At 72.7% G+C, this 20,586-nt stretch carries 21 protein-coding genes; 14 read left to right on the top strand and 7 right to left on the bottom strand.

All coding sequences use genetic code 11. From position 1 onward, the window contains the following. Positions 1 to 5: 5 nt before the first annotated feature. The 3 genes from Vau01_RS26900 to Vau01_RS26910 all read left to right on the top strand — a co-directional run bounded on the left by Vau01_RS26900 (position 6) and on the right by Vau01_RS26910 (position 2,786). Positions 6 to 1,028: a LacI family DNA-binding transcriptional regulator gene (locus Vau01_RS26900; RefSeq protein WP_203997754.1), complete on the top strand. Its 1,023-nt coding sequence runs from the start codon at positions 6 to 8 to the stop codon at positions 1,026 to 1,028. Further along, positions 1,025 to 1,453, top strand: a complete 429-nt coding sequence (locus Vau01_RS26905) for a GNAT family N-acetyltransferase (protein WP_203997758.1) — start codon at positions 1,025 to 1,027, stop codon at positions 1,451 to 1,453. Before Vau01_RS26900 ends, Vau01_RS26905 begins: the two co-directional genes overlap by 4 nt. Before the next feature lie 133 nt (positions 1,454 to 1,586). After that, a complete protein-coding gene (locus Vau01_RS26910) occupies positions 1,587 to 2,786 on the top strand; it encodes an Hsp70 family protein (RefSeq protein ID WP_203997761.1) in 1,200 nt (399 codons plus the stop codon). 206 nt (positions 2,787 to 2,992) lie between these two features. Here the strand turns inward: Vau01_RS26910 and Vau01_RS26915 are convergent, their stop codons facing one another. Together Vau01_RS26915 and Vau01_RS26920 are read right to left on the bottom strand one after the other, a co-directional pair. Next, positions 2,993 to 4,492 (bottom strand): diguanylate cyclase domain-containing protein, encoded by a 1,500-nt coding sequence (locus Vau01_RS26915; RefSeq protein WP_203997776.1) that lies wholly within the window; start codon positions 4,490 to 4,492, stop codon positions 2,993 to 2,995. A gap of 67 nt (positions 4,493 to 4,559) precedes the next feature. Next, the gene (locus tag Vau01_RS26920; protein WP_203997779.1) at positions 4,560 to 5,597 is read right to left on the bottom strand and encodes an EamA family transporter; all 1,038 of its coding nucleotides are present in this window, start codon (positions 5,595 to 5,597) and stop codon (positions 4,560 to 4,562) included. 83 nt (positions 5,598 to 5,680) lie between these two features. Between Vau01_RS26920 and Vau01_RS26925 the strand changes: the two genes are divergently transcribed. Further along, complete coding sequence (locus tag Vau01_RS26925; RefSeq protein ID WP_203997782.1) at positions 5,681 to 6,556, top strand: LysR family transcriptional regulator; 876 nt, start codon at positions 5,681 to 5,683, stop codon at positions 6,554 to 6,556. On the opposite strand, the gene Vau01_RS26930 is transcribed toward Vau01_RS26925, so the two are convergent. The 3 genes from Vau01_RS26930 to Vau01_RS26940 all read right to left on the bottom strand — a co-directional run bounded on the left by Vau01_RS26930 (position 6,553) and on the right by Vau01_RS26940 (position 9,434). Continuing rightward, positions 6,553 to 7,431, bottom strand: a complete 879-nt coding sequence (locus tag Vau01_RS26930; protein WP_373320318.1) for a Sco1979 family transcriptional regulator — start codon at positions 7,429 to 7,431, stop codon at positions 6,553 to 6,555. The genes Vau01_RS26925 and Vau01_RS26930 overlap by 4 nt on opposite strands. Before the next feature lie 133 nt (positions 7,432 to 7,564). Beyond that, the gene (locus tag Vau01_RS26935; protein ID WP_239151868.1) at positions 7,565 to 8,434 is read right to left on the bottom strand and encodes an amidohydrolase family protein; all 870 of its coding nucleotides are present in this window, start codon (positions 8,432 to 8,434) and stop codon (positions 7,565 to 7,567) included. Positions 8,435 to 8,498: 64 nt separating this feature from the next. Beyond that, positions 8,499 to 9,434: an aldo/keto reductase gene (locus Vau01_RS26940; protein WP_203997787.1), complete on the bottom strand. Its 936-nt coding sequence runs from the start codon at positions 9,432 to 9,434 to the stop codon at positions 8,499 to 8,501. A 119-nt stretch (positions 9,435 to 9,553) separates the two neighbouring features. On the opposite strand from Vau01_RS26940, the gene Vau01_RS26945 reads away from it, so the two are divergent. The 6 genes from Vau01_RS26945 (at position 9,554) to Vau01_RS26970 (ending at position 14,314) form a co-directional block, all read left to right on the top strand. Next, the gene (locus Vau01_RS26945) at positions 9,554 to 9,988 is read left to right on the top strand and encodes a helix-turn-helix domain-containing protein (protein WP_203997790.1); all 435 of its coding nucleotides are present in this window, start codon (positions 9,554 to 9,556) and stop codon (positions 9,986 to 9,988) included. Beyond that, positions 9,918 to 10,736, top strand: coding sequence for an RNA-guided endonuclease TnpB family protein (locus Vau01_RS26950; protein ID WP_203997793.1), 819 nt, complete (start codon positions 9,918 to 9,920; stop codon positions 10,734 to 10,736). Before Vau01_RS26945 ends, Vau01_RS26950 begins: the two co-directional genes overlap by 71 nt. Before the next feature lie 64 nt (positions 10,737 to 10,800). Beyond that, positions 10,801 to 11,211 (top strand): YciI family protein, encoded by a 411-nt coding sequence (locus Vau01_RS26955; RefSeq protein ID WP_203997796.1) that lies wholly within the window; start codon positions 10,801 to 10,803, stop codon positions 11,209 to 11,211. A gap of 2 nt (positions 11,212 to 11,213) precedes the next feature. Then, the gene (locus Vau01_RS26960; protein WP_203997798.1) at positions 11,214 to 12,413 is read left to right on the top strand and encodes an RNA polymerase sigma factor; all 1,200 of its coding nucleotides are present in this window, start codon (positions 11,214 to 11,216) and stop codon (positions 12,411 to 12,413) included. Then, positions 12,410 to 13,309 carry an LLM class flavin-dependent oxidoreductase gene (locus tag Vau01_RS26965; protein WP_203997801.1) on the top strand — a complete coding sequence of 300 codons (900 nt, stop codon included), beginning with the start codon at positions 12,410 to 12,412 and terminating at the stop codon, positions 13,307 to 13,309. Before Vau01_RS26960 ends, Vau01_RS26965 begins: the two co-directional genes overlap by 4 nt. 78 nt (positions 13,310 to 13,387) lie before the next feature. Then, positions 13,388 to 14,314: a sulfite exporter TauE/SafE family protein gene (locus tag Vau01_RS26970; RefSeq protein WP_203997804.1), complete on the top strand. Its 927-nt coding sequence runs from the start codon at positions 13,388 to 13,390 to the stop codon at positions 14,312 to 14,314. A gap of 184 nt (positions 14,315 to 14,498) precedes the next feature. On the opposite strand, the gene Vau01_RS26975 is transcribed toward Vau01_RS26970, so the two are convergent. Continuing rightward, positions 14,499 to 15,068 (bottom strand): copper resistance CopC family protein, encoded by a 570-nt coding sequence (locus Vau01_RS26975; protein ID WP_203997807.1) that lies wholly within the window; start codon positions 15,066 to 15,068, stop codon positions 14,499 to 14,501. A 97-nt stretch (positions 15,069 to 15,165) separates the two neighbouring features. Between Vau01_RS26975 and Vau01_RS26980 the strand changes: the two genes are divergently transcribed. Both Vau01_RS26980 and Vau01_RS26985 read left to right on the top strand, forming a co-directional pair. Further along, positions 15,166 to 15,717: an ArsR/SmtB family transcription factor gene (locus Vau01_RS26980; protein WP_203997810.1), complete on the top strand. Its 552-nt coding sequence runs from the start codon at positions 15,166 to 15,168 to the stop codon at positions 15,715 to 15,717. After that, a complete protein-coding gene (locus tag Vau01_RS26985) occupies positions 15,710 to 16,618 on the top strand; it encodes an alpha/beta hydrolase family protein (RefSeq protein WP_203997813.1) in 909 nt (302 codons plus the stop codon). Before Vau01_RS26980 ends, Vau01_RS26985 begins: the two co-directional genes overlap by 8 nt. On the opposite strand, the gene Vau01_RS26990 is transcribed toward Vau01_RS26985, so the two are convergent. After that, positions 16,615 to 17,550: a DHH family phosphoesterase gene (locus Vau01_RS26990; protein ID WP_203997816.1), complete on the bottom strand. Its 936-nt coding sequence runs from the start codon at positions 17,548 to 17,550 to the stop codon at positions 16,615 to 16,617. The two genes, Vau01_RS26985 and Vau01_RS26990, sit on opposite strands and share 4 nt — an antisense overlap. A gap of 80 nt (positions 17,551 to 17,630) precedes the next feature. Between Vau01_RS26990 and Vau01_RS26995 the strand changes: the two genes are divergently transcribed. Continuing rightward, entirely contained in the window at positions 17,631 to 18,314 is a 684-nt protein-coding gene (locus Vau01_RS26995; protein ID WP_203997818.1) for an MOSC domain-containing protein, read from the top strand. Between the two features lie 19 nt (positions 18,315 to 18,333). Further along, a complete protein-coding gene (locus tag Vau01_RS64695) occupies positions 18,334 to 20,559 on the top strand; it encodes an Hsp70 family protein (protein WP_203997821.1) in 2,226 nt (741 codons plus the stop codon). The last annotated feature ends 27 nt before the right edge of the window (positions 20,560 to 20,586 follow it).

Below are 20,586 nucleotides of genomic sequence, written 5' to 3' on the forward strand. Positions count from 1 at the left end.
ACCAGATGAACGACCGCCGCGCCACGATGGCCGAGGTCGCGGCCGCCGCGGGAGTATCGGTACCCACGGTGTCGAAGGTCGTCAACGGTCGCCCCGATGTTTCGCCGGCCACCCGCCGGCGCGTCGAAGAGGTGTTGCGCGTCCGCAACTACAGCCCGCCCCGGGCGCGCACGCGCGACCGCGTCGGGCTGATCGACCTCGTGTTCATCGACCTCGGTAGCCCGTGGGCGATGGAGATCCTGGCCGGGGTCGAGGAGGTGGCCCACCGCGCCGACACCGGCGTGGTCGTCTCCGCGGTGCACGGCCGCAAGCGCACCCGGCCCGACCGGCGCTGGCTCGAACAACTCGCGGCCCGCCGCTCGGACGGCGTGCTGCTGGTTCTCTCCGAGCTGTCGTCGGCCCAGCAGGCGCAGCTCGACGAGCTCGGTATCCCGGTGGTCATCGTCGACCCGGCCGGGGCGCCGGCACCCGGCGTGCCGTCGGTCGGCGCCACCAACTGGGCCGGCGGGGTCGCCGCCACCGAGCACCTGATCGGGTTGGGGCACAAGCGGGTTGCGGTGATCGGCGGGCCCACCGACGTGCTGTGCAGCCGCGCCCGCGTCGACGGGTACCGGGCCGCGATGAACGCGGCCGGGCTGAAGATCCCGGCCGGATACGTGCGCACCGGCGACTTCCTCAGCCCGACCGGCTACCGCGAGACGCAGGTGCTGCTGAGCCAGGCCAAACCGCCGACGGCCATCTTCGTGTGCGCCGACCAGATGGCGCTGGGCGCCTACGAGGCGCTGTACGAGCGCGGCCTGCGGGTGCCCGACGACATCAGCATCGTCGGCTTCGACGACCTGGAGGAGGCGCGCTGGGGCATCCCGCCGCTGACCACGGTGCGCCAGCCGCTGCTGGAGATGGCCGGCATGGGCACCAGGATGCTGCTCACGCTCATCAACGGCGAGGAGCTCGACACGCTGCGGGTCGAACTGTCGACGAGCCTGGTGGTGCGGTCGAGCACCGCCGCCGCGGGCGAGTCGGCATGACGGTTTCGGTGGAGGTCGTCGATGCGGTCGACGCCTCGCTCGTGGACGCCGTGGGCCGGCTCGTTCCGCAGCTCTCCACGGCGCCGCCGCCCGACGAGGAGGCGCTGCGGCGGCTGGTCGACACGCCCGGCGTCTCGCTGTTGGTGGCCCGCGCCGGCGACCGCATCGTCGGCATGCTGACGCTCGCGACGTTCCCGACGCCCACCCGGCTCCGGGCCGTCATCGAAGACGTCGTGGTCGACGGCGCGGCCCGCGGACAGGGTGCCGGTGCGGCGCTGCTGCGGGAGGCGGCCCGGCTCGCCGGCGAGGCGGGCGCTTTGGATGTGGATCTCACGTCGCGGCCCGTGCGGGCGGCGGCCAACCGGCTGTACCGCTCGTTCGGGTTCGAGCTCCGGGACACCAACGCCTACCGCTTGGCCTTGTAGGGATACGCGATCCGGCCCTCCCCGGCTCCCGGTCGCCGACTTGATATTTCTCACTGGACGGTGGGGAAACGGGTTGGTCCGTGCCCACGTGTCCGTTACCAAGCGCCTGCACGGATCCCGGAGGGGTTGGGCTGTGGCTCTGACCGATGTCCTGTCCATCGACCTGGGCACGTCCACCACGGCCGCGGTCCTGCGACGGGCCGACGGCAGCACCCGCACCGTCGAGTTCGACGGCGAACCGCTGCTGCCGTCCGGGGTCTGCGCGATGTCGAACGGGCGGCTGGCCACCGGTCGCGACGCCCGGAACCTCGCCGACACCCACCCCTTCGAGCCCGCGCCGAAGCGCCACATCGGCTCGTCGGCGCCGGTGCCCCTGGGACACCGCGACTACGCCGCCGACGAACTGGTGGCCGCCGTGCTCGGCCGGGTGCTGGACGAGGTGGGGCACACCCCGGGCCGGGTGGTGCTCACGTTTCCCGCCAGCTGGGGCCCCGACCGGCGGATGGTGCTGGTCGAGGCGGCCCGCCGGCTGGGCGTCACCGATCCGATGCTGCTGCCGGAACCGATCGCCGCGGCCCGGTTCATCAACACCGTGCATCCGTGCGCGGTGCCGGTCGGCCGCACGACCGTGATCTACGACCTGGGCGCCGGCACCTTCGACGCGACCGTGCTCCGCCGAACCCCGCACGGCTTCACCCAGTTGGCCACGGAGGAACTGCCCGACGCCGGCGGCCAGGACATCGACGCCGCGATCGTCGCGCACCTCACGGGCGAGGTCTCCGGTGGCGGGCTCTTATGGGACCGCGTGCGCGCGGCCAAGGAACGCCTGTCCCGCGAAACGGCGACCACCGTGAAGTTGCCGCAGTTTGACCGGGCCGAATCGCACGACGGCTCTGTGCCGCCCGACGGCGCCACGCCGCTCGATGGCGCTGTGCCGGTCGACGGCGCCGTGCCGGTCGACAGCGCCGTGCCGCTCACCCGGCGGCAGGTCGAGGCGATCGCCCGGCCGATCCTCGAACGCACCGTGGCCGCCACCCGGGCCGCGCTGGTGGCCGCCGGCCCACCGGCAACCCGGCTGGCCGCGGTCGTCATGATCGGCGGCGCGAGCCGGATCCCGCTGGCCGCCCTGTTGCTGCACAGCGCGTTCGGGGTGGCGCCGGTGCTCGTCGACCAGCCCGACCTGGTGGTGGCCCGGGGCGCCGCACTGCCCGGGTCACGCCCCGCACCGGTCCCCGCGGAACCGGAAGACCCGTCCCGCGGCGGCCCCTGGCTCTCCCGGCTGACCCGAGCGGTCACCCGCCCCAGCACCCCCCGCAACCCACCCCCACCGTGACCGGGCGCCCGTCCCCACGAGTCGATCTTGCAGTTGTGGTGGCTCATAAACAGGGCCAAACGCGGGCGAACACGGCACCACAACTGCAAGATCGTCGCCCGGGGACGCCCCTCGGTTGTCGATCTTGCAGTTGTGTCCGCCCTTTCGCCGGAATTCGCCTGTTTTTCGGTGAGCACAACTGCAAGATCGACGGGCGGGCCGGGACGTCAGCGCCAGGCGGGGGCGTTGGTCAGGTGGACCTCGTACGAGTGGGCGCCGCGGCGCTTTGCCCGGTACATCGCGGCGTCGGCGCGGCTGAGGAGGCTGGTCGCGTCCGGGCAGCGGTCGTCGGTCACCGCGATGCCGATGCTCGCCCGGACCCGCAGGGTGTGGTGGTCGTCGTAGCCGACGGGTCGGTCCATCTCCATCAGGATGCGGTCGGCGACGGCCACCGCCCGGTCGATGGTGTCGACGCCGGGCAGGATGATCCCGAACTCGTCGCCGCCGAGGCGACCACACACGGCCGCGTCGCCGCCGGGGCGGCCGCGCACGGCCGCGACCCCGCCGGGGCGGCCACACACATCAGAGCCGAGCACGCTGCGTTGCAGCATGCCGGCGGCGGCGATGATCGCCGCGTCACCGGCGCCGTGGCCGAGGGTGTCGTTGATGCCCTTCAGCCCGTCCAGGTCGACGAACAGTACGGCGGTGGGGCCGGCGGCGAACACCTCGTGCAACTCGCGCAGGAACGCGGCCCGGTTGGCGAGCCCGGTGAGCGCGTCGTGGTTGGCGTCGAAGTTGAGCCGGTCGACGGCGGCGCGCCGCTCGGTGATGTCGCGGAGGTTCGCCACCAGCCCGTCGACGGCCGGGTTGTCGATGAGGTTCCGCACCGTCGACTCGACCCACCGCTGCTGGCCGTCGGCGTGCCGGACCCGCACCTCGACCCGGTGCTGGCCGCCCGGATCGGCCAGCGCCGCGGCCAGGTTCGCCTGCGCCACGGGCAGGTCGGCCGGCAGGATCCACTCGCGGAACCGGCCGCCCAGCAGGTCGTCGGGCTCCACGCCGATGAGGTTTCGCACGCCCGGGCTGACGTACTTGACCGTCCCGTGGGTGTCGATCAGCGCGATGACGTCACACGCGTCCTGCACGAGGGCGCGGAACCGCTCGCCGCTGACGCGTACCTCGCGCTCGGCGGCCTCGCGCTGCTCGGCGAGCACGCCGATGATCCGGATCAGCGCCACCGACACGAAGGCGCCGAACGCGCCGGCCACCTGGGCCAGCCCGGGATCCAGGTAGCTGTGCACCCACCCGGCCGCGACCGCGGCCTGACCCGCGGCGAGGCTGAGCACCGTGCCGGCCAGGGCCGGCCGCCAGACGCGCGCGGCCGACACCCGCATCTGCAGCACCGTGACGCCCACGAACGCGAACGACAGCAGCGGACCCCAGCCGATCAGGTAGAAGGTCGCGGTCACCGTCGCGAGCATGAGCGCGAGCCGCAGCACCGGCCGCCGCGCCAGGTCGCCGCCGGCCAGCCGGAGCTGCACGGCCGGTTGTTCGAGCACCGCGGCCAGCACGATGAACGGCACCGCCAACCAGAACACCGGCCCGGCCCGGCCGAGCGCGTGCAGGAGGAACCCGGCGCCGAGGAAGCTCAACCCCTCCAGGCTGGGCCCGAGGAGACGGCCGGCCGTGGCGAGACGCGGCGGCAGCCCGCCCCGGCTCCCGGCCATCCGTCCCTCCCGCCCCGGTTCGCCCAAGACGGTCGGCGGGCGGTCCCGTGACGGACCATTCGGCGGGCTAGCCGGAGATCTGAGCGCTTTCGCCGGTGACGTCCGGCTTCGGGACGCCGGCCCGCTCGGCGCCCGGCGTGCGGACGGCGGCGCCCGGCGTGCGGACGGCGGCGCGTTCGGCGGACGGCGTGCGGACGGCGGCGGACGGCGTGCGGACGCCGGCCCGCTCGGCGTCCGGCTTGCGGGCGCCGGTGCGTTCGGCGCCGATGCCGGCGGCCACCACGAACGCCACCCCGATCACCGGGGCCACGCCCGGCACCTGGTGCAGCGCGATCAGCCCGATCGCCAGCGCGAACGCCGGTTCCAGCGCCATCAGCGTGCCGAACGCCGACGTCGTGAGCCGTTGCAGCGCCAGCATCTCCAGCAGGAACGGCACCACGGGCAGCAGGATCGCCAGCCCCAGGCCGATGAGCAGGAGGTCCCAGCTCATCCGTCCGATCGCCGACGGGCCGGCCACCGCGGTCGCGACCAGGCCGGCCACCGGCATCGAGATGCCCAGCCCGCGCACGCCGCTGACCTCGTCGCCGACGAACTGGGTGAGCAGGATGTAGCCGGCCCAGCAGCACGCCGCGCCGAGCGCGCACGCGATGCCGACCAGGTCGGCTCCGCCGTGCCACGGCTCGGTGAGCAGCAGCACGCCGACCGCGGCCAGCGCCGGCCACACCTTGCGACCACCCGTGCCGCGCGCGATCGCGACCCCGAGCGGCCCGAGGAACTCCAGCGCGCTCGCCGTCCCCAGCGGCAGCCGCGCGACGGCGGCCATGAACAGCATCGTCACGCTGGCCGTCACGACGCCGAGGGCCACCGACCCGAGCAGCCCCCGCCGGCTGAACATCGACGGCCGCGGCCGCACCAGGATCAGCAGCAGCACGCCGGCCCACGCCAGTCGCAGCCAGGCCGCGCCGCCGGTACCGATGCGGTCGATCAGACCCACCGAAACGGCGAGCCCGAGCTGCACGCAGAGCATCGCGACGATCGCCATGGAGGCGCCGGCGCGGGCGGACGTCGTGGTCCCGGTGGTCGGTGACGGCAAGGTCGTGGTCATGAGATTCATTAGACGGTGACGAATCGTCCGCGTCCACGTGTCATTCGTGGACGGATCGTTCATGAATCATGAATGATGGACCGATGGACGTGCGCCGCCTGCGGTTACTGCTCGAACTGTCCCGGCTGGGCTCCATGCGTGCCGTCGCCGATGAGTTGCACATCACCACCTCCACCGTGTCGCAGCAGCTCGCCGCCCTGGCCCGCGAGGCGGGCACGCCGCTCGTCGAGCCGGACGGCCGGCTGGTGCGGCTCACCCCCGCCGGCCGCCGGCTCGCCGAGCACGCGGTGACGATCCTGGCGGCGGTCGAGGCGGCCCGGCTCGACCTGGACCCGGGCGCCGAGCCGGCCGGCACGCTCCGCGTCGCCGGGTTCGCGACGGCGGTGCGCCGGTCGCTGCTGCCGGTCGTGGCCGATCTCGCGGTGCGGCACCCGGACGTGCGGGTGCACATCAACGAGTACGAACCGCTCGAGATGATCGACCTGCTGGCCAGCGACGACATCGACCTCGCGCTCACCTACGACTACAACCTGGCGCCGATCGCGTTCGACCGGACCGTGGAGTACACCCCGCTGTGGTCGACCGCGTGGAGCCTCGGCGTGCCGGCCGACCACCCGCCGCTGCGGGGCAGCCTGGCCGTGTTCGGCCACTACCGGAGCCACGACTGGATCGTCAACTCCCGCAACACCGCCGACGAGCAGGTCGTCCGGATCCTCGGGTCGATGGCGGGGTTCGAGCCGCGGGTCGTCCATCGGATCGACAGCCTCGAACTCGTCCAGGACCTGATCGCCGCGGGCCTGGGCGTGGGGCTGCTCCCGGCCGACCAGCCGACCCGGGCGGGCGTCGCCCTGCTCCCGCTCGCCGCCCCCGAGGTCGACCTGCGCTCGTACGCGGTGATCCGCCGGGGACGGGCCGACTGGCCACCGCTCGCGCTGGTTCTCCGCCTGCTGCCCGTCTAGATCTGGTTCAGGGCGTCGCGCAGGATGTCCGGCGTCCGGTCCGGCGGTTCGGCCTCGATGAACAGGCGGCCCACCGCGGCCAGGTACCGGTCGACGTCGTCCTGCTTGTCGAGGTAGATGGCGCTCGTCAGCTGCTCGATGTAGACCATGTCGGGCAGGTCGCGCAGCGGGAACCGCAGGATCGTGAACGCGCCGCCGGCCGCGGCGTGGCCGCCGCTCCAGAACGGCATCACCTGCAGCCGCACCTTGGGGTGCTCGGTGAGTTCGAGCAGTTCCTCCACCTGTTCCCGGAGCACCTCGCGGCCGCCGATCGGGCGCCGGAGCACGGCCTCGTCGATCACCGCCCACAGCCGGGGCGCGTCGGGGATGCCGAGGATCCGCTTCCGGGCCATCCGCAACTCGACGCGGCGGTCGAGTTCCCGCGCGTCCTTCTGGCTGTGCCCGAGCAGGATCACCGAGCGGGCGTACGCCTCGGTCTGCAGCAGACCGGGAACGAACTGCACCTCGTACGTGCGGATCAGCGTCGCCGCCTCTTCCAGCCCGAGGTAGTTCTGGAACCACGGCGGCAACAGGTCGGAGTACTGCGACCACCAGCCGGGCGCGTTCGCCGCGCGGGCCAGCGCCAGCATCTCGGCGAGCTCGACGGGGTCTTCGACGCCGTACAGCTTGAGCAGGTCGGCGACGTCGCGCTCCTTGAAGCCGACCCGGCCCAGCTCCATCCGGCTGATCTTGGATTCGGAGCCGCGGATCGTCCACCCGGCCTCGTCACGGGTAACACCGCGGACCTCGCGCAGGGCGCGAAGGCGCCCGCCGAGTTGCATCCTGCGAACGATCGGGCCGCCACCCGACTCGCCGCGGTGATGAGCTGCGCTCACCGGTGCCTCCGAAGCCCCCCTGCTCGTTCCCCCGTGAGCGGTTTCCACATTTCTGACACCAGTCGATCAGCCGGGTGGCAGCGATGCCCAGACAGATTACGGCCTCGCGAGGATCACGGCAAAGCGCGGTCGATCAGGCACCCTCGACGCGCAGGCCGTACGCCCGAACGGCGGTGGCGCCGAGGATCGCCCGCGCGTCCTGCTCCGGCACCGGCCCGAGCGCCTCGAGCAGCGCCGCGTGCACCTGGCCGTAGGTCGCGGCGAGCAGGCACACCGGCCAGTCGGAGCCGAACATCAGGCGCTCCGGGCCGAAGGCCGCCAGCGCCGCACCCACGTACGGGCGCAGGTCGCCGACCGTCCAGCCGCTCCAGTCGGCCTCGGTGACCAGCCCGCTGAGCTTCGCGTAGGCGTTCGGCGCCGCCGCGTACCCGGCGAGCGCGGCCGACCAGTCGTCGAGGTCGCCGGCCTTGATGGGCGGCTTGCCGAGGTGGTCGAGCACGAACCGCACGGCCGGCAGCGCGTGCGCCACCCGGGCCGCCGACCTGAGCTGGTCGGCCCGGATCACCAGATCGAAGGCCAACCCGGCGGCGCCGACGGCCGCGAGACCGCGGCGCACGTCGGCGCGGTCCAGGTAGTCGGTGGTTTCGGCTTGGACCTGCGCGCGGACGCCCACCAGCCGGTCGCCGCCGGGCAGCGCCCGGTACGCGGCGATCGTCGCCGCGACGTCGTCCGCCGCGGGGTCGAGCCACGCGACCACGCCGGCGATCTCCGGCGTCTCGGCGGCGAGCCGGAGCAGGTCGGCCGCCTCGGCGCGGTCGCACCGGCCGCCCTCCACGAGCACCGTGTGCCGCACGCCGACGGCGCTCAGTTCGGCCTGCAGCATCGCCGGCGTGAACGTGCGGCGGATGGGCTCCAGGCCGGCGTCGTCGAGCCAGGTGTAGCCGCCGTCGACCGTCCATAGGTGCTGGTGCGCGTCCACCGTCACCGAAAAATCGGCACTCAAGCTGTGCCTCCGAGGGCGAAAAGCCAAAGCCTCCGGCATGCCCGCCTCCGCTTCGCTCCGGCGATCATGCCGGAACCTGCGCGATCAGCCCGGCCGCCGCGAGCGCCGGCCACAGCTCCGGCGGCGGCCCGTCCGCGAAGAGGTCGGCGTTGCGGCGCACCTGCTCGGGCGTCTCGGCGCCGACGAGCACCGTCGACACGGCCGGATGCCCGGCGGCGTAGGCGATCGCGGCCGCCGGCAGGGTGCTGCCGTGCCGGGCGCAGACGTCGGCGATCGCCTGCGCCCGCGCGACGAGGTCGGCCGGCGCCGCGTGGTACTCGTACGCCAGGCCGGTGCGCGGGTGGTCGTGCGCGAGCAGCCCGCTGTTGAAGACGCCGCCGATGATCACCTTGGTGCCGGCCTCGACGCACGCGGGCAGCAGTTCGGCGAGCGCGGGCTGTTCGAGCAGCGTGTACCGGCCGGCGATCAGCACGGTGTCGGGCCGGCACTCGCGGACGAAGCGGGTCAGGTACGCGGTGTTGGTGGACCCGGTGCCGATCGCGCCGACCACTCCCGCGTCGCGCAGCTCGGCCAGGGCCGGGAACGCCGTGCCGATCGCGGCGTCGGCGTGGCCCTCCGCGTCGTGGATCAGCGCGATGTCGAGGCGGTCGTGGCCGAGGCGGGCGAGGCTGTCGTCGATCGAGCGGCGGACGCCGTCGCGGCTGAAGTCCCAGACCCGCTTGTGGGTGGCGGGCACCAGGAAGTCGGTGTCCATCCCGCCCGCGTCGGTCGGCTCCAGCACGCGCCCGACCTTGCTGCAGAGCGTGTACCCGCCGCGCGGCCGGCCGGCGAGGGCCGCGCCGAGCCTGCGCTCCGACAGGCCGAGCCCGTAGTGCGGCGCGGTGTCGAAGAACCGGACACCGGCGTCCCAGGCCGCGTCCACTATGGACCGTCCCTGCTCGTCGGTGATCTCGACGAACAGGTTTCCCAGTTGCGCGCAGCCGAGCCCCAGCGAAGTCATCGAATGCCTTTCGTGGTCATCGCCACCTTGGCGGCGGGGGGAATGAGGTCCTTGGTAGTTGGCGCGGCTTCAATGCGTAGCAAAGCAGTACCGGTAGTTTGTCTGATATGGGGAGGGTGGTGAAGCGGGCGTTCAAGTTTCGCTTCTATCCCACCGATATGCAGGCGGCTGTACTCGCCCGCACCTTTGGCTGTGTCCGCAAGGTTTACAACCTCGCGCTGGCCGCGCGGTCCGAAGCATGGTCGGTCCGGCGGGAACGGCTCACCTACGACGCCACCAGCGCGATGCTGACCGGCTGGAAGAAGTCCGAGGAACTGGCCTTCCTCAACGAGGTGTCGGCGGTGCCGTTGCAACAGGTGCTGCGGCATTTGCAGACGGCGTTCACGAGTTTCTTCGCCAAGCGGGCCCGGTATCCGAGGTTCAAGAGCAGGAAGCGTTCGCGGAGGTCGGCGGAGTACACCAGGAGCGCCTTCCGTTGGCGTGATGGCCTCGCCGTCGACGGTCACGGTGTCGCAGGACGCGGCCGGACGCTGGTTCGTGTCCCTGCTCTGTGAGGACACCATCCCGGACGCCGCAGCCACGAACGCGGCAGTAGGTGTCGATGTCGGGCTGGACAGTCTGTTGACCTTGTCCACCGGTGAGAAGGTCGCCAACCTGCGGCACGAGCGCCGTGACCGTGACCGGCTCGCCCTCGCTCAGCGTCGCCTTGCCCGCAAGGTCAAAGGCGACGGGGCCAACCGGGCCAAGGCCCGGATCAAGGTCGCCCGGATCCATGCGCGGATCGCCGACCGGCGTCGGGATCACCTGCACAAGCTGACCACTCGACTCGTTCGTGACAACCAAACGATCGTGATCGAGGACCTGACCGTGGCAAACCTGGTCAAGAACCACAGCCTTGCCCGGGCCATCTTCGACGTGGCCTGGCGACAGTTCCGCGAACTGCTGGAGTACAAAGCAGACTGGTACGGCCGCACGGTGGTCGCCGTCGACCGCTGGTTCCCGTCCACCAAGCTGTGCTCGGCCTGCGGCACGCTGGCCGAGACGATGCCCCTGGGCGTCCGCACGTGGATCTGCCGGTGCGGTGTCGTCCATGACCGTGATGTGAACGCGGCACGCAATCTGCTCGCCGAAGGGCTTTCGGTGATTGCCTGTGGAGGCGGTGTCAGACCTCAACGGGAGTCCTCCCGGATGGGGCAGTCGTCTGCGAAGCAGGAAACCCAGCGGGCGACCGCTGGACTCCCACCTTTGACAGGAGAGAGATGCCAACCGATGAATGTACGGGGCAGAAAATGTTCGCGGTAGCGTGTCCGGGCGACCGGTGGGGCTCCGACGTCTCCTTCGACAGCCCCGACCGAAGGAGAAACCGATGAAGTACATGATCCTCCTCTACGGCTCCCAGCAGGACTACGACGTGCTCGGCGGCAAACCGCCCGCGGAGGGCTACACCGGGCAGCCGATGACGCCCGACGAGGTGGCGGCCATGCACCAGTACATGGGCGACTACAACCAGAAGCTGGTCGACTCGGGCGAGTTCGTCGACGGCCGCGGCCTCACCGCGCCGGTGCACGCCCGCCGGGTGCAGTTGAAGAACGGGGCGCCAGTGATCACCGACGGTCCGTACCCGGAGACGCAGGAGGTGCTCGCCGGGTTCACGATCGTCGAGTGCGCGAGCTACGACCGGGCCGCCGAGATCGCCGCGGGGTTCGTGAACCCCGGCAACCCGGGTGAGTACGTCGACATCCGGCCGGTGGCCGAGGGCTTCGAAGAGCTGATCTGAGCGTGGCCGGCTTGCCGTCCGAGGACCTGTTGCGCCGGTTGGCGCCGCAGGTCCTCGGCGCGGTCGTGCGGCGGTTCGGCCACTTCGACACGGCGGAGGACGCCGTGCAGGAGGCGCTGCTCGCCGCGACCCGGCAGTGGCCGGTCGAGGGCGTGCCCGACAACCCGTTGGGCTGGCTGATCCGGGTGGCGTCGCGGCGGCTCACCGACCTGCTGCGCAGCGAGCAGGCCCGCCAGCGTCGCGAGTCCCGGGCGCTGCCGGTCGACCAGCCGGTGGTGTCCGACGTCGACGACACGCTGATCCTGCTGTTCATGTGCTGCCACCCGGCGCTCGCACCCGCGTCCCAGATCGCCCTGACCCTGCGCGCCGTCGGCGGCCTGACCACCGCGGAGATCGCGCGGGCGTTCCTGGTGCCGGAGCCGACGATGGCGCGGCGGATCAGCCGGGCCAAGCAGAGCATCCGCGCCAGCGGGATCCCGTTCGGGATGCCGACGGGCGAGGAGCGGCTCACCGCGGTGCTGCACGTCCTCTATCTGATCTTCACCGAGGGTTACCGCACCACCGCCGGCCCGCACCTGCACCGCGCCGACCTGTGCGCCGAGGCGATCCGGCTGGCCCGGATCGTCCACCGCCTCCTTCCCGACGACGGTGAGGTCGCCGGCCTCCTCGCCCTGATGCTCCTCACCGATGCCCGCCGGCCGGCCCGAACCGCACCCGACGGCGCGCTGATCCCCATGGCCGAGCAGGACCGCACCCGCTGGAACGCCGACGACATCGCCGAGGGCGTCGCCCTGATCACCGCGGCGCTGCCGCGCGGCACCACCGGCCCGTACCAGTTGCAGGCCGCGATCGCCGCCGTCCACGACGAGGCGCCGAGCGCCGACGGGACCGACTGGCCCCAGATCCTCGCCCTCTACGAGGTGCTGCTGAAGCTCAACGACAACCCGATGGTGTCGCTGAACCACGCGGTGGCGGTCGCGATGGTGCACGGCCCTCTCGCCGGCCTCTCGCTCGTGGACGATCTGCGGCGCGACCCCCGGATCGCCGAGGACCACCGCGTGTTCGCCGTCCGCGCCCACCTGCTGGAGAGGGCCGGGGACCCGGCCGGAGCCCGCGCGGCCTACGAGGCGGCGGCCGAACGCACGATGAGCCAGCCGCAGCAGCGCTACCTGCGCGCCCGTGCCTCTAGGGTTGGGGGATGAAGGTCCGGTTCGGGGTCGGGCTGGGAACGTCGAACGTGCTGGGGGAGCCGGCCGCGTTCGCGACCCTGGTCGACAAGCTGGAAGAGTTGCGGTTCGACTCGCTGTGGATCTCGGAGCGGGCCACCGGCCCCACCCTCGACCCGTTGACGGCGATCGCGTTCGCGGCCGGCCGCACCCGGCGGCTCAAGTTCGGCACCAGCGTGCTGGTGGTGCCGGGCCGCAACCCGGTGCTGCTGGCCAAGGAACTCGCCACGGTCGACGCGCTCAGCGGCGGCCGGCTGCTGCCCGCGTTCGGGCTCGGCACGCCCGACCCGCGCGAGCACGCGGCGTTCGGCGTCTCGCGGGGCGAGCGCGCGGCGTGGTTCGAGGAGGCGGTGCCGTTGATGCGCCGGCTCTGGTCGGAAGACCATGTGACGCACGAGGGGCCGCGCTTCCCGGTGAGCGACCTGTCGTTGTGGCCGAAGCCGGTGGGCCGGATGGAGGTGTGGCTCGGCGGCCGCGGCCCCCGGGAACTCGACCGCACCGGCCGGCTGTCGCAGGGCTGGCTCGGTGCGTTCCAGTCCCCTTCCGAGGCGGGTCGGTCGCGGGAGCAGATCGAGGCGGCGGCCGCGAAGCACGGCCGCACCGTCGACGACGACCACTTCGGCACCGTGCTGCTGTACGCGCGGTCCGGCGCGCTCCCGCCGGCGGTGGTGGAGCGGATCGCCCGGGTGAGCCCCGGCACGCCGATCGGCGACGTGGTGCCGACCGGCGCCGACGGGTTCACCGACCTGGTGCGGCGGTACGTCTCGGCCGGTATCACGAAGTTCGTGCTGGTACCGGTCGCGAAGCCGGAATCGTGGGCGGAGGAACTCGCCTGGCTGTCGCCGCTCGTGCGGGGCTTCGAGGAGACGTAGCACGGTTGCCAGTCGCTCTGTCGCGCCGCTATTGTCTACCGGAACGATAGAGAATGCCGGAAAGACAGGTTGACTGGTATGCGCAAGCTCGTCCTCCTCGCCCTGGTCGGGCTGGGTGCCCAGCTGGTCGACGGCAGCCTGGGCATGGCCTACGGCGTCACCTCGACGACCCTGCTCCTGGCGATCGGCACCAACCCGGCCGCCGCCTCGGCCACCGTGCACCTCGCCGAGATCGGGACCACGCTGGTGTCCGGGGTGGCGCACTGGCGGTTCGGCAACGTCGACTGGAAGGTCGTGCTGAAGATCGGCGTGCCCGGTGCGGTCGGCGCGTTCGCCGGGGCCACGTTCCTGTCGAACCTGTCCACGTCGACCGCGGCGCCCCTGATGTCGGTGATCCTGCTGGCGCTCGGCGTCTACATCCTCACCCGGTTCACGGTCGCCGGCCTGCCGAAGGACCAGCTGCGCAAGCCGCTGCGCAAGCGGTTCCTGTCACCGTTGGGCCTGGTGGCCGGCTTCGTCGACTCCACCGGTGGCGGCGGCTGGGGCCCGGTCGGCACGCCGGCGATCCTCGCGAGCGGGCGGCTGGAACCCCGCAAGACCATCGGCTCCATCGACACCAGCGAGTTCCTCGTGGCGGTGGCCGCCAGCCTCGGCTTCATCCTCGGCATCGGCGGCGAGGGCGTACAGGCGACCTGGGTGATCGCCCTTCTGGTGGGCGGCATCATCGCGGCCCCGATCGCCGCGTGGCTGGTCCGGCTCCTGCCACCGCGCGTGCTGGGCTCCGCCGTGGGCGGCGTCATCGTGCTGACGAACGTGCGCACGCTGCTCCGCAGCGACTGGATCGACGCTCCTGACCCGGTGCGGTACGCCGTCTACGTCGCTGTCTACGCGGTGTGGGCGGCCGCGGTCACGTACTCGATCCGCCAGCACCGCGCCGAGTCCACCACCGCTCGCCCCACGGAAGCCCGCGACCTGATCCCCACCGGAGCCGGCGCCCGCCGTTGATCCTGCTGCCCGCGCCCTCGGTTGGCCCGTGGGTGCAGCATTTGTGAACCCCGAATTCCGGATCTTGGACTGCATGAGGGGTCATAGCCCCTTCGGGAGTCCAAGATCCGCAAATCAGGCCCACGTCAGCCGGCCACCGGACCCGTGCCCGGTCCACGGAAGGCCGCGACCTGATCCCCGGGCGTCAGTCAGCGGAGCGGCGGCGGTACCACACGGCGCCGCCACTCGCGGCGGCCAGCACCAGCGCCGCCACCAGGAGCCACACGAACGGCGACACGCCCTCGTCGGAGGAGGAGGCGGAGGAGGACGTCGCGACGTCGGCGGGCCGGGTGGTCGCGGGAGCGGCGGCCGCCGAGGTCTCTGAAGCCGACGGAGACGGGCGCGACGCGGCGGGATTCGCGTTCGTGAAGTCGAAGGTCCCCTCGATCGGGTGACCGTCGGCCGAGACGGTGCGCCAGGTGACCTTGATCTGGCCGGGCGGCAGCGCCTTTACCGGCTGGGTCAGCGTCACGTCGGCGACGGTGGCCGGACCGTTGGTCATGTTCACGCCGTCCGGGCCGGCGATCACGATCGTGCTCAACTCGGCCTTCACCGGTCCGCTGAAGGACAGTGTCACCACCGGCAGATCCGCGGTGACCATCTGGCCGGCCTGCGGGTTCGAGCCGGTGAGCTTGGCGTGCGCCGAGGCCGGGGCGGCGGGGAGCAGCACGACGGCGAGCAGCCCGAGCACGGCTGCGGTTACCCACTTCTGCATGGAGGTCATAGTCGTCGGTAATGCCCGATCGGTTCCCACCGGGTCCGATGCCAAAGATAGCTTTGACAACCCGGGATGCCAAAGCTAGCTTTGACATATGCGCGTCACGGATCCGCGGGCGATGCGGGCGCTCGCCCACCCGCTCCGGCTCGACCTCATCGAGGCCCTCACCGTGCTCGGCCCGGCCACGGCGGCGGCCTGCGCGCGTCATCTCGGGTCGACGCAGGCGCTGTGCTCGTTCCACCTGCGGCAGCTCGCCAAGTACGGGTTCGTCGAGCAGGCGGCCGACAGCGGCGACCGGCGGGAGCGCCCGTGGCGCCTCACCGACATCGAGCAGTCCTGGGGCCACGAGAACGCCGAGCACCTCGACCGCGTCTTCCTCCAGCGGGAGGCCGACAAGATGCTCAGCTGGGTCGACCGGTCGAAGACCGAGCCGGACACGTGGCGGCAGGCGGCGTTCGCCGGTGGCGCGACGCTGCCGGTCACGGCGGACGAGCTCGCCGACATCGCCACCCAACTGCGCGCCGTGCTCGCCCCCTACGTCGACCGGCTCACCGACCACGAGCGAAGGCCGGCCGGCGCCCGCTCGGTCCGGATCATGCTCGCCGGCACCCCGCAGCATCCACTGGAGGAGCGCGATGATGCCTGAACTCACCAAGGTCCGCGACCTGCGCGCCGGCATCTGGGTCCCCGCGGACCACCCGCAACCCCTGCCCGGCCTGGTCGTCGTCGACGGCTCGGGCGACGGCGCCTTCGACGACTTCGGCGACTGGCCGGCCCGGCTCGCCGGCTGCGGGGCCGCGGTGCTCGTCCACGACAAGCCGGGCTGCGGCGGATCGCCCGGTCACTGGACCGACCAGACCATCGACGACCGTGCCGAGGAGACGCTGGCCGCGATGGCGGTGCTGCGGCGCCATCCCGCGGTCGCCGGCCGCCCGGTCGGCCTGCTCGGCATCAGCCAGGGCGGCTGGGTGTCGCTCCGGGCCGCGGCGCAGGGCCCGGTGGATTTCGTGGTCACGCTGTCGGGCCCCGGCGTCGGTCCGGCCGCGCAGGAGCGCGTCCGGATCGAAAGAGAACTTCAATATGACGGCGTGAGCGCGGCCGACGTTCGCGAAGCGCTCGGGTGGGTCGACGAGCGCACCCGTCGCCTCATCGACGGTGAACCGGTCACCGACGTGATCGCCCACCAGTCGCGGTTCGCCGACCGTCCCTGGTTCACGATCGCCACGCAGCACTTCGACGACCCGGCGACGATGCGGTTCCTCGCCGGGATCCTCGCGTTCGACCCGGTGCGGTACATGCCCGACGTCACCTGCCCGGTGCTGGCGCTGTTCGGCGCCGCCGACCCGCTCGTGCCGGTGCCGGAGAGCGTGGTCGCGTTCGCCACCCACCTCCGCGAGACGCCCGGCATCGCCGTGTTCCCGGGCGCCGACCACGGCCTGTTCACCGCGCCGCCCGACCCGACCCGGTCGCGCGCCGACCAGTTGGCACCCGGCTTCCTGCCGATGCTCACCGGTTTCCTGGCAGCGCGGGGTCTGGAGCGGGTCTAGACGTGTACCGTCGGCCGGCCCACGGCGTCGATGACCTCGGTGAGCACGCGTTCGGCGTCCTCGTGCGGCACCTGGCAGGTGCCGGCCGCGACGTGCCCGCCGCCGCCGTACCGGAGCATCACCGACCCGATGTCGGCGGGTGACGAGCGGTCGAGGATCGACTTGCCGACAGCCAGCACCGTGTTCAGCTTCTGCCGGCCCCACATCACGTGGATCGACACCCGGGCGGCGGGGAACAACGCGTAGACGAGGAAGCGGTTGCCCGCGTAGATCGTCTCCTCGTCGCGCAGGTCGACGATGACCACGTCGTGCACCATCCGGCTCACCCGGCGCAGCTGGTCCTCGAACAGCCGCCCGTGTGCGCGGAAGAGGTCGGCCCGCTCGGCGACGTCGGGCAGCGCGAGGATGTCGTCGACCTCGTCGTGGTCCATGCACGCCTCGATGAGCCGCATCATCAGGTCGTAGTTGGAGATGCGGAAGTCGCGGAACCGGCCCAGCCCGGTGCGGCTGTCCATCAGGAAGTTCAGGAGCGTCCAGCCGGTGGGGTTGAGGATCTCGTCGATCGTGTACGCGGCGGAGTCGGCCCGGTCGACCGCGTCCATCAGCTCGACGGAGACGTCCGGGAAGCGCTCCGCGCCGCCGTAGTGGTCGTAGATCACCCGGGCGGCCGACGGGGCGTCCGGCCGGATGATGTGGTTGCTCGCGATGGCGCCGAGGCGCAGCGTCTCCGAGTGGTGGTGGTCGAACACCAGGTAGGCGAGGGGCAGGTAGGGAAGGTTCGTGAGGATGTCCCGGCCGGACACCTCGACCGCGCCGTCCTGGACGTCCTTGGGGTGCACGAACGTGATGTCGTCGACCATGTCCAGATGCCGCAGGAGCACGGCACAGACCAGGCCGTCGAAGTCGCTGCGGGTGACGAGTCGGTACTTCACGCTGGAGGCCTTCCGTCCGGAGTACATCTCCCGGATCGGCGCCCGGTCGGGGCAGCTGAGGACTTCGGTACCGTCGAATCATGATCGTGGGCAGGGTGGCGTCGCTCTTCCGGTATCCCGTCAAGGCGATGGCGGCCGAGCCGGTCGAGTCGGCGGAGGTGTCGTGGCACGGGCTGGAGGGCGACCGCCGGTGGGCGTTCGTGCGCTCCGGCCAGGCCCGCAACGGGTTCCCGTGGTTCACGTTGCGCCAGCACCCCGGCCTGCACGGGTACCGGCCGGTGTTCGGCACGCCGATGCTCGTCCACACGCCGTCCGGTGACAAGTTCGAGGTCGACGATCCCGAGCTCGCCGCCGAGCTCTCCGTCGCCGGGCCGGTGTCCGCGCAGAAGCTCGACCGCGGCACATTCGACTCGGCCCCGCTGTCCCTGCTCAGCGTGCAGACGGTCGACGCCGTCGGTGCCCACGTGGGCATCGATGTCAGCCCGTTGCGGTTCCGGCCCAACATCGTCGTGGAAACCCTCTCGGGCACGCCGTTCGCCGAGGATTCGTGGGTCGGCGCCACGGTGTCCGTCGGGCCCGTGCGGGTCCACGTGGAGCGGCGCGACAAGCGGTGCATGGTGATCAACATCGACCCGGCGACGGGCGAGCGCGATCCGGCGGTGCTGCGCGGGGTGGCGCAGCTCAACGACGTCACCTGTGGGGTGTACGGGTCGGTGCTCGTCCCGGGTCGGATAGCCGTAGGTGACCCGGTCGATCTCGCATAGCTGCGGTACCGTCACGGCCGTGCCCACCGGAGACCTCGCCATCGATTACGGAACGTCGAACACGGTGGCGCTGGTGCGTGGCTCGGACGGCCGCACCCGGCAACTCCTGTTCGACGGCTCGCCGCTGCTCCCGTCCGCTGTCCTGGCCGCGGCCGACGGCGGCGGCCTCCAGGCCGGCCGCGACGCCGTGCGCGCCGCCCGCGTCGACCCCGCGCGGTACGAGCCGAACCCGAAACGCCGCATCGACGAGTCGGAGGTGCTGCTCGGCGAGCGGGTGTACCCGGTCGGCAACCTGATCGCGGCGACGCTGGCGATGGTCCGCGCCGAGGCGCAGCGGATCACCGGTGACCTCCCGGCGCGGGTCCTGCTGACCCACCCGGTCGCCTGGGGCGCCACCCGCCGCGCGGTCCTCTCCGACGCGTGCGTGCGCGCGGGCCTCCCGGCACCGACGCTGATCCCCGAGCCGGTGGCCGCCGCCACGTACTTCGCCGCGCTGCCGTACGTGCGGATCGGCTCCGGGCAGGCGGTCGTCGTCTACGACCTGGGCGCCGGAACGTTCGACGTGAGCGTGGTGCGCAAGGGGCAGCAGGGCTTCGAGACGCTGGGCTACAACGGCCTCGACGACGTCGGCGGCCTCGACCTCGACGCGGTGGTGGTGCAGCACGCGCTGGGCCCGCTGGCGCAGGCGAACCAGCCGGTGTGGCAGCGGCTCACCCACCCCCGCAGCACCGACGACCGCCGGCACCACCGCATGCTCTGGGACGACGCCCGCGAGGCCAAGGAGACGCTGTCCCGCCAGCAGAAGGCCACGTTCCCCCTCCCGCTGACCGACGGCGACGCCATGATCACCCGGGCCGAGTTCGAACGCAGCGCCCAGCCGCTGCTCCTGCGCACGGTCGAGGTGACCACCGAGGCCATCCGCCAGTCCCGGGTACCCGCCGACCAGTTGGCCGGGGTGTTCCTGGTGGGCGGCGGAAGCCGGATCCCCCTGGTGGCGACGCTGCTGCACCAACGGCAGGGGGTGGCACCGACGGCGCTGGAGCAGCCCGAGATCGTGGTCGCCGAGGGCGCGCTGGCCGTGGTCTACGGCGGCGGCATCCGCCAGCCGCAGCAGGGATCGGGCGGTCCTCCGGCCGCGGCCGGCCCGGTCGGCAGGCCGCCGTCGCCGCCGGTCGGGGTGGGTGCCGGTGGTGGCCGCCCGCCCGCGGCGAACCCGCCGGCCGACCGCCCGCAGTCGGGCGCCGGTGCCGGCGCGGCGACCCCGGGACTGTTGTGGCCCGGCGCCACCTACACCCCGCCCACCCAGCCACCGACCCCGCCGCTGAGCGGCCCGCCCGCCCAGTCCCCGTCGAACCGGTCGGCCTCCGGCGGCGCCGGATCCGACGATCCTTTCGGTCCGCCACCGGCGTTCAACGTCCCGCAGCAACCGTCGATGCTGTGGCCGGACGCCCCGTTCGAACACGGTCCACCCGACAGCCGGTCCGCCGGCAGCGCCCGCCCGGGTTCCGGTAGCGCCCGGCCGACCTCCGGCAGCGGCTATGCCGGTGGCCCGGCCTCGGGTGGCCCGGCCTCGGGTGGCCCGGCCTCGGGTGGCGCCCGGCCGACGTCCGGCAGCGGCTACAGCGGTGGCCCGGCCTCGGGTGGCGCCCGGCCGACCTCGGGCAGCGGCTACGGCGGTGGCCCGGCCTCGGGCGGCGCCCGGCCGACGTCCGGCAGCGGCTACAGCGGTGGCCCGGCCTCGGGCAGCGCCCGGCCGACCTCCGGCGGCGGCTACGGGTCCGGACCGTCGTGGCCGTCCACCGAACCCGGCGGTCGCGGATCCGCTCCACCGCCCGGCGGCTCACAGGGTGTGGCGCAGAACTGGTCGGGTGGCGCCCGCCCGACCCCACCGTCGACGGGTCGGGCCTACGGGCGCCCGGCCCGCGCCCGCCAGGTGTTCGCGGCCACCGACCTGCTGTGGCTGGTGCCGGCCCTGGTGTGGATCGCCGTCATGTTCGGCGTCACCCGGAACGACAGCAAGCCCGCCCTGTTCACGATCGCGTCGCTGGCGCTGTGCCTGCTCGGCTACCCCCTCGACACCCGCTTCGGCCGTCGTCTGCCCTGGTGGGGCAAGCTGGCCATCCCCGCGGTGGGCGGCGTCGCCGCCGGTGTGGCCCTGGCCGCCACGCCGTACCCGACCCCGTTCGCCGTACTGGCGCTGGTCGCCACCGTCGGGGTCGCCTGGCTGGTCATGCGCCGCCGCTGACCCGCGCCGCCGCTGACCCGAGTCCGC

Origin of the sequence: Virgisporangium aurantiacum, assembly GCF_016863635.1 — a bacterium.
In the GTDB taxonomy this organism is placed as follows: Bacteria; Actinomycetota; Actinomycetes; order Mycobacteriales; family Micromonosporaceae; genus Virgisporangium; species Virgisporangium aurantiacum.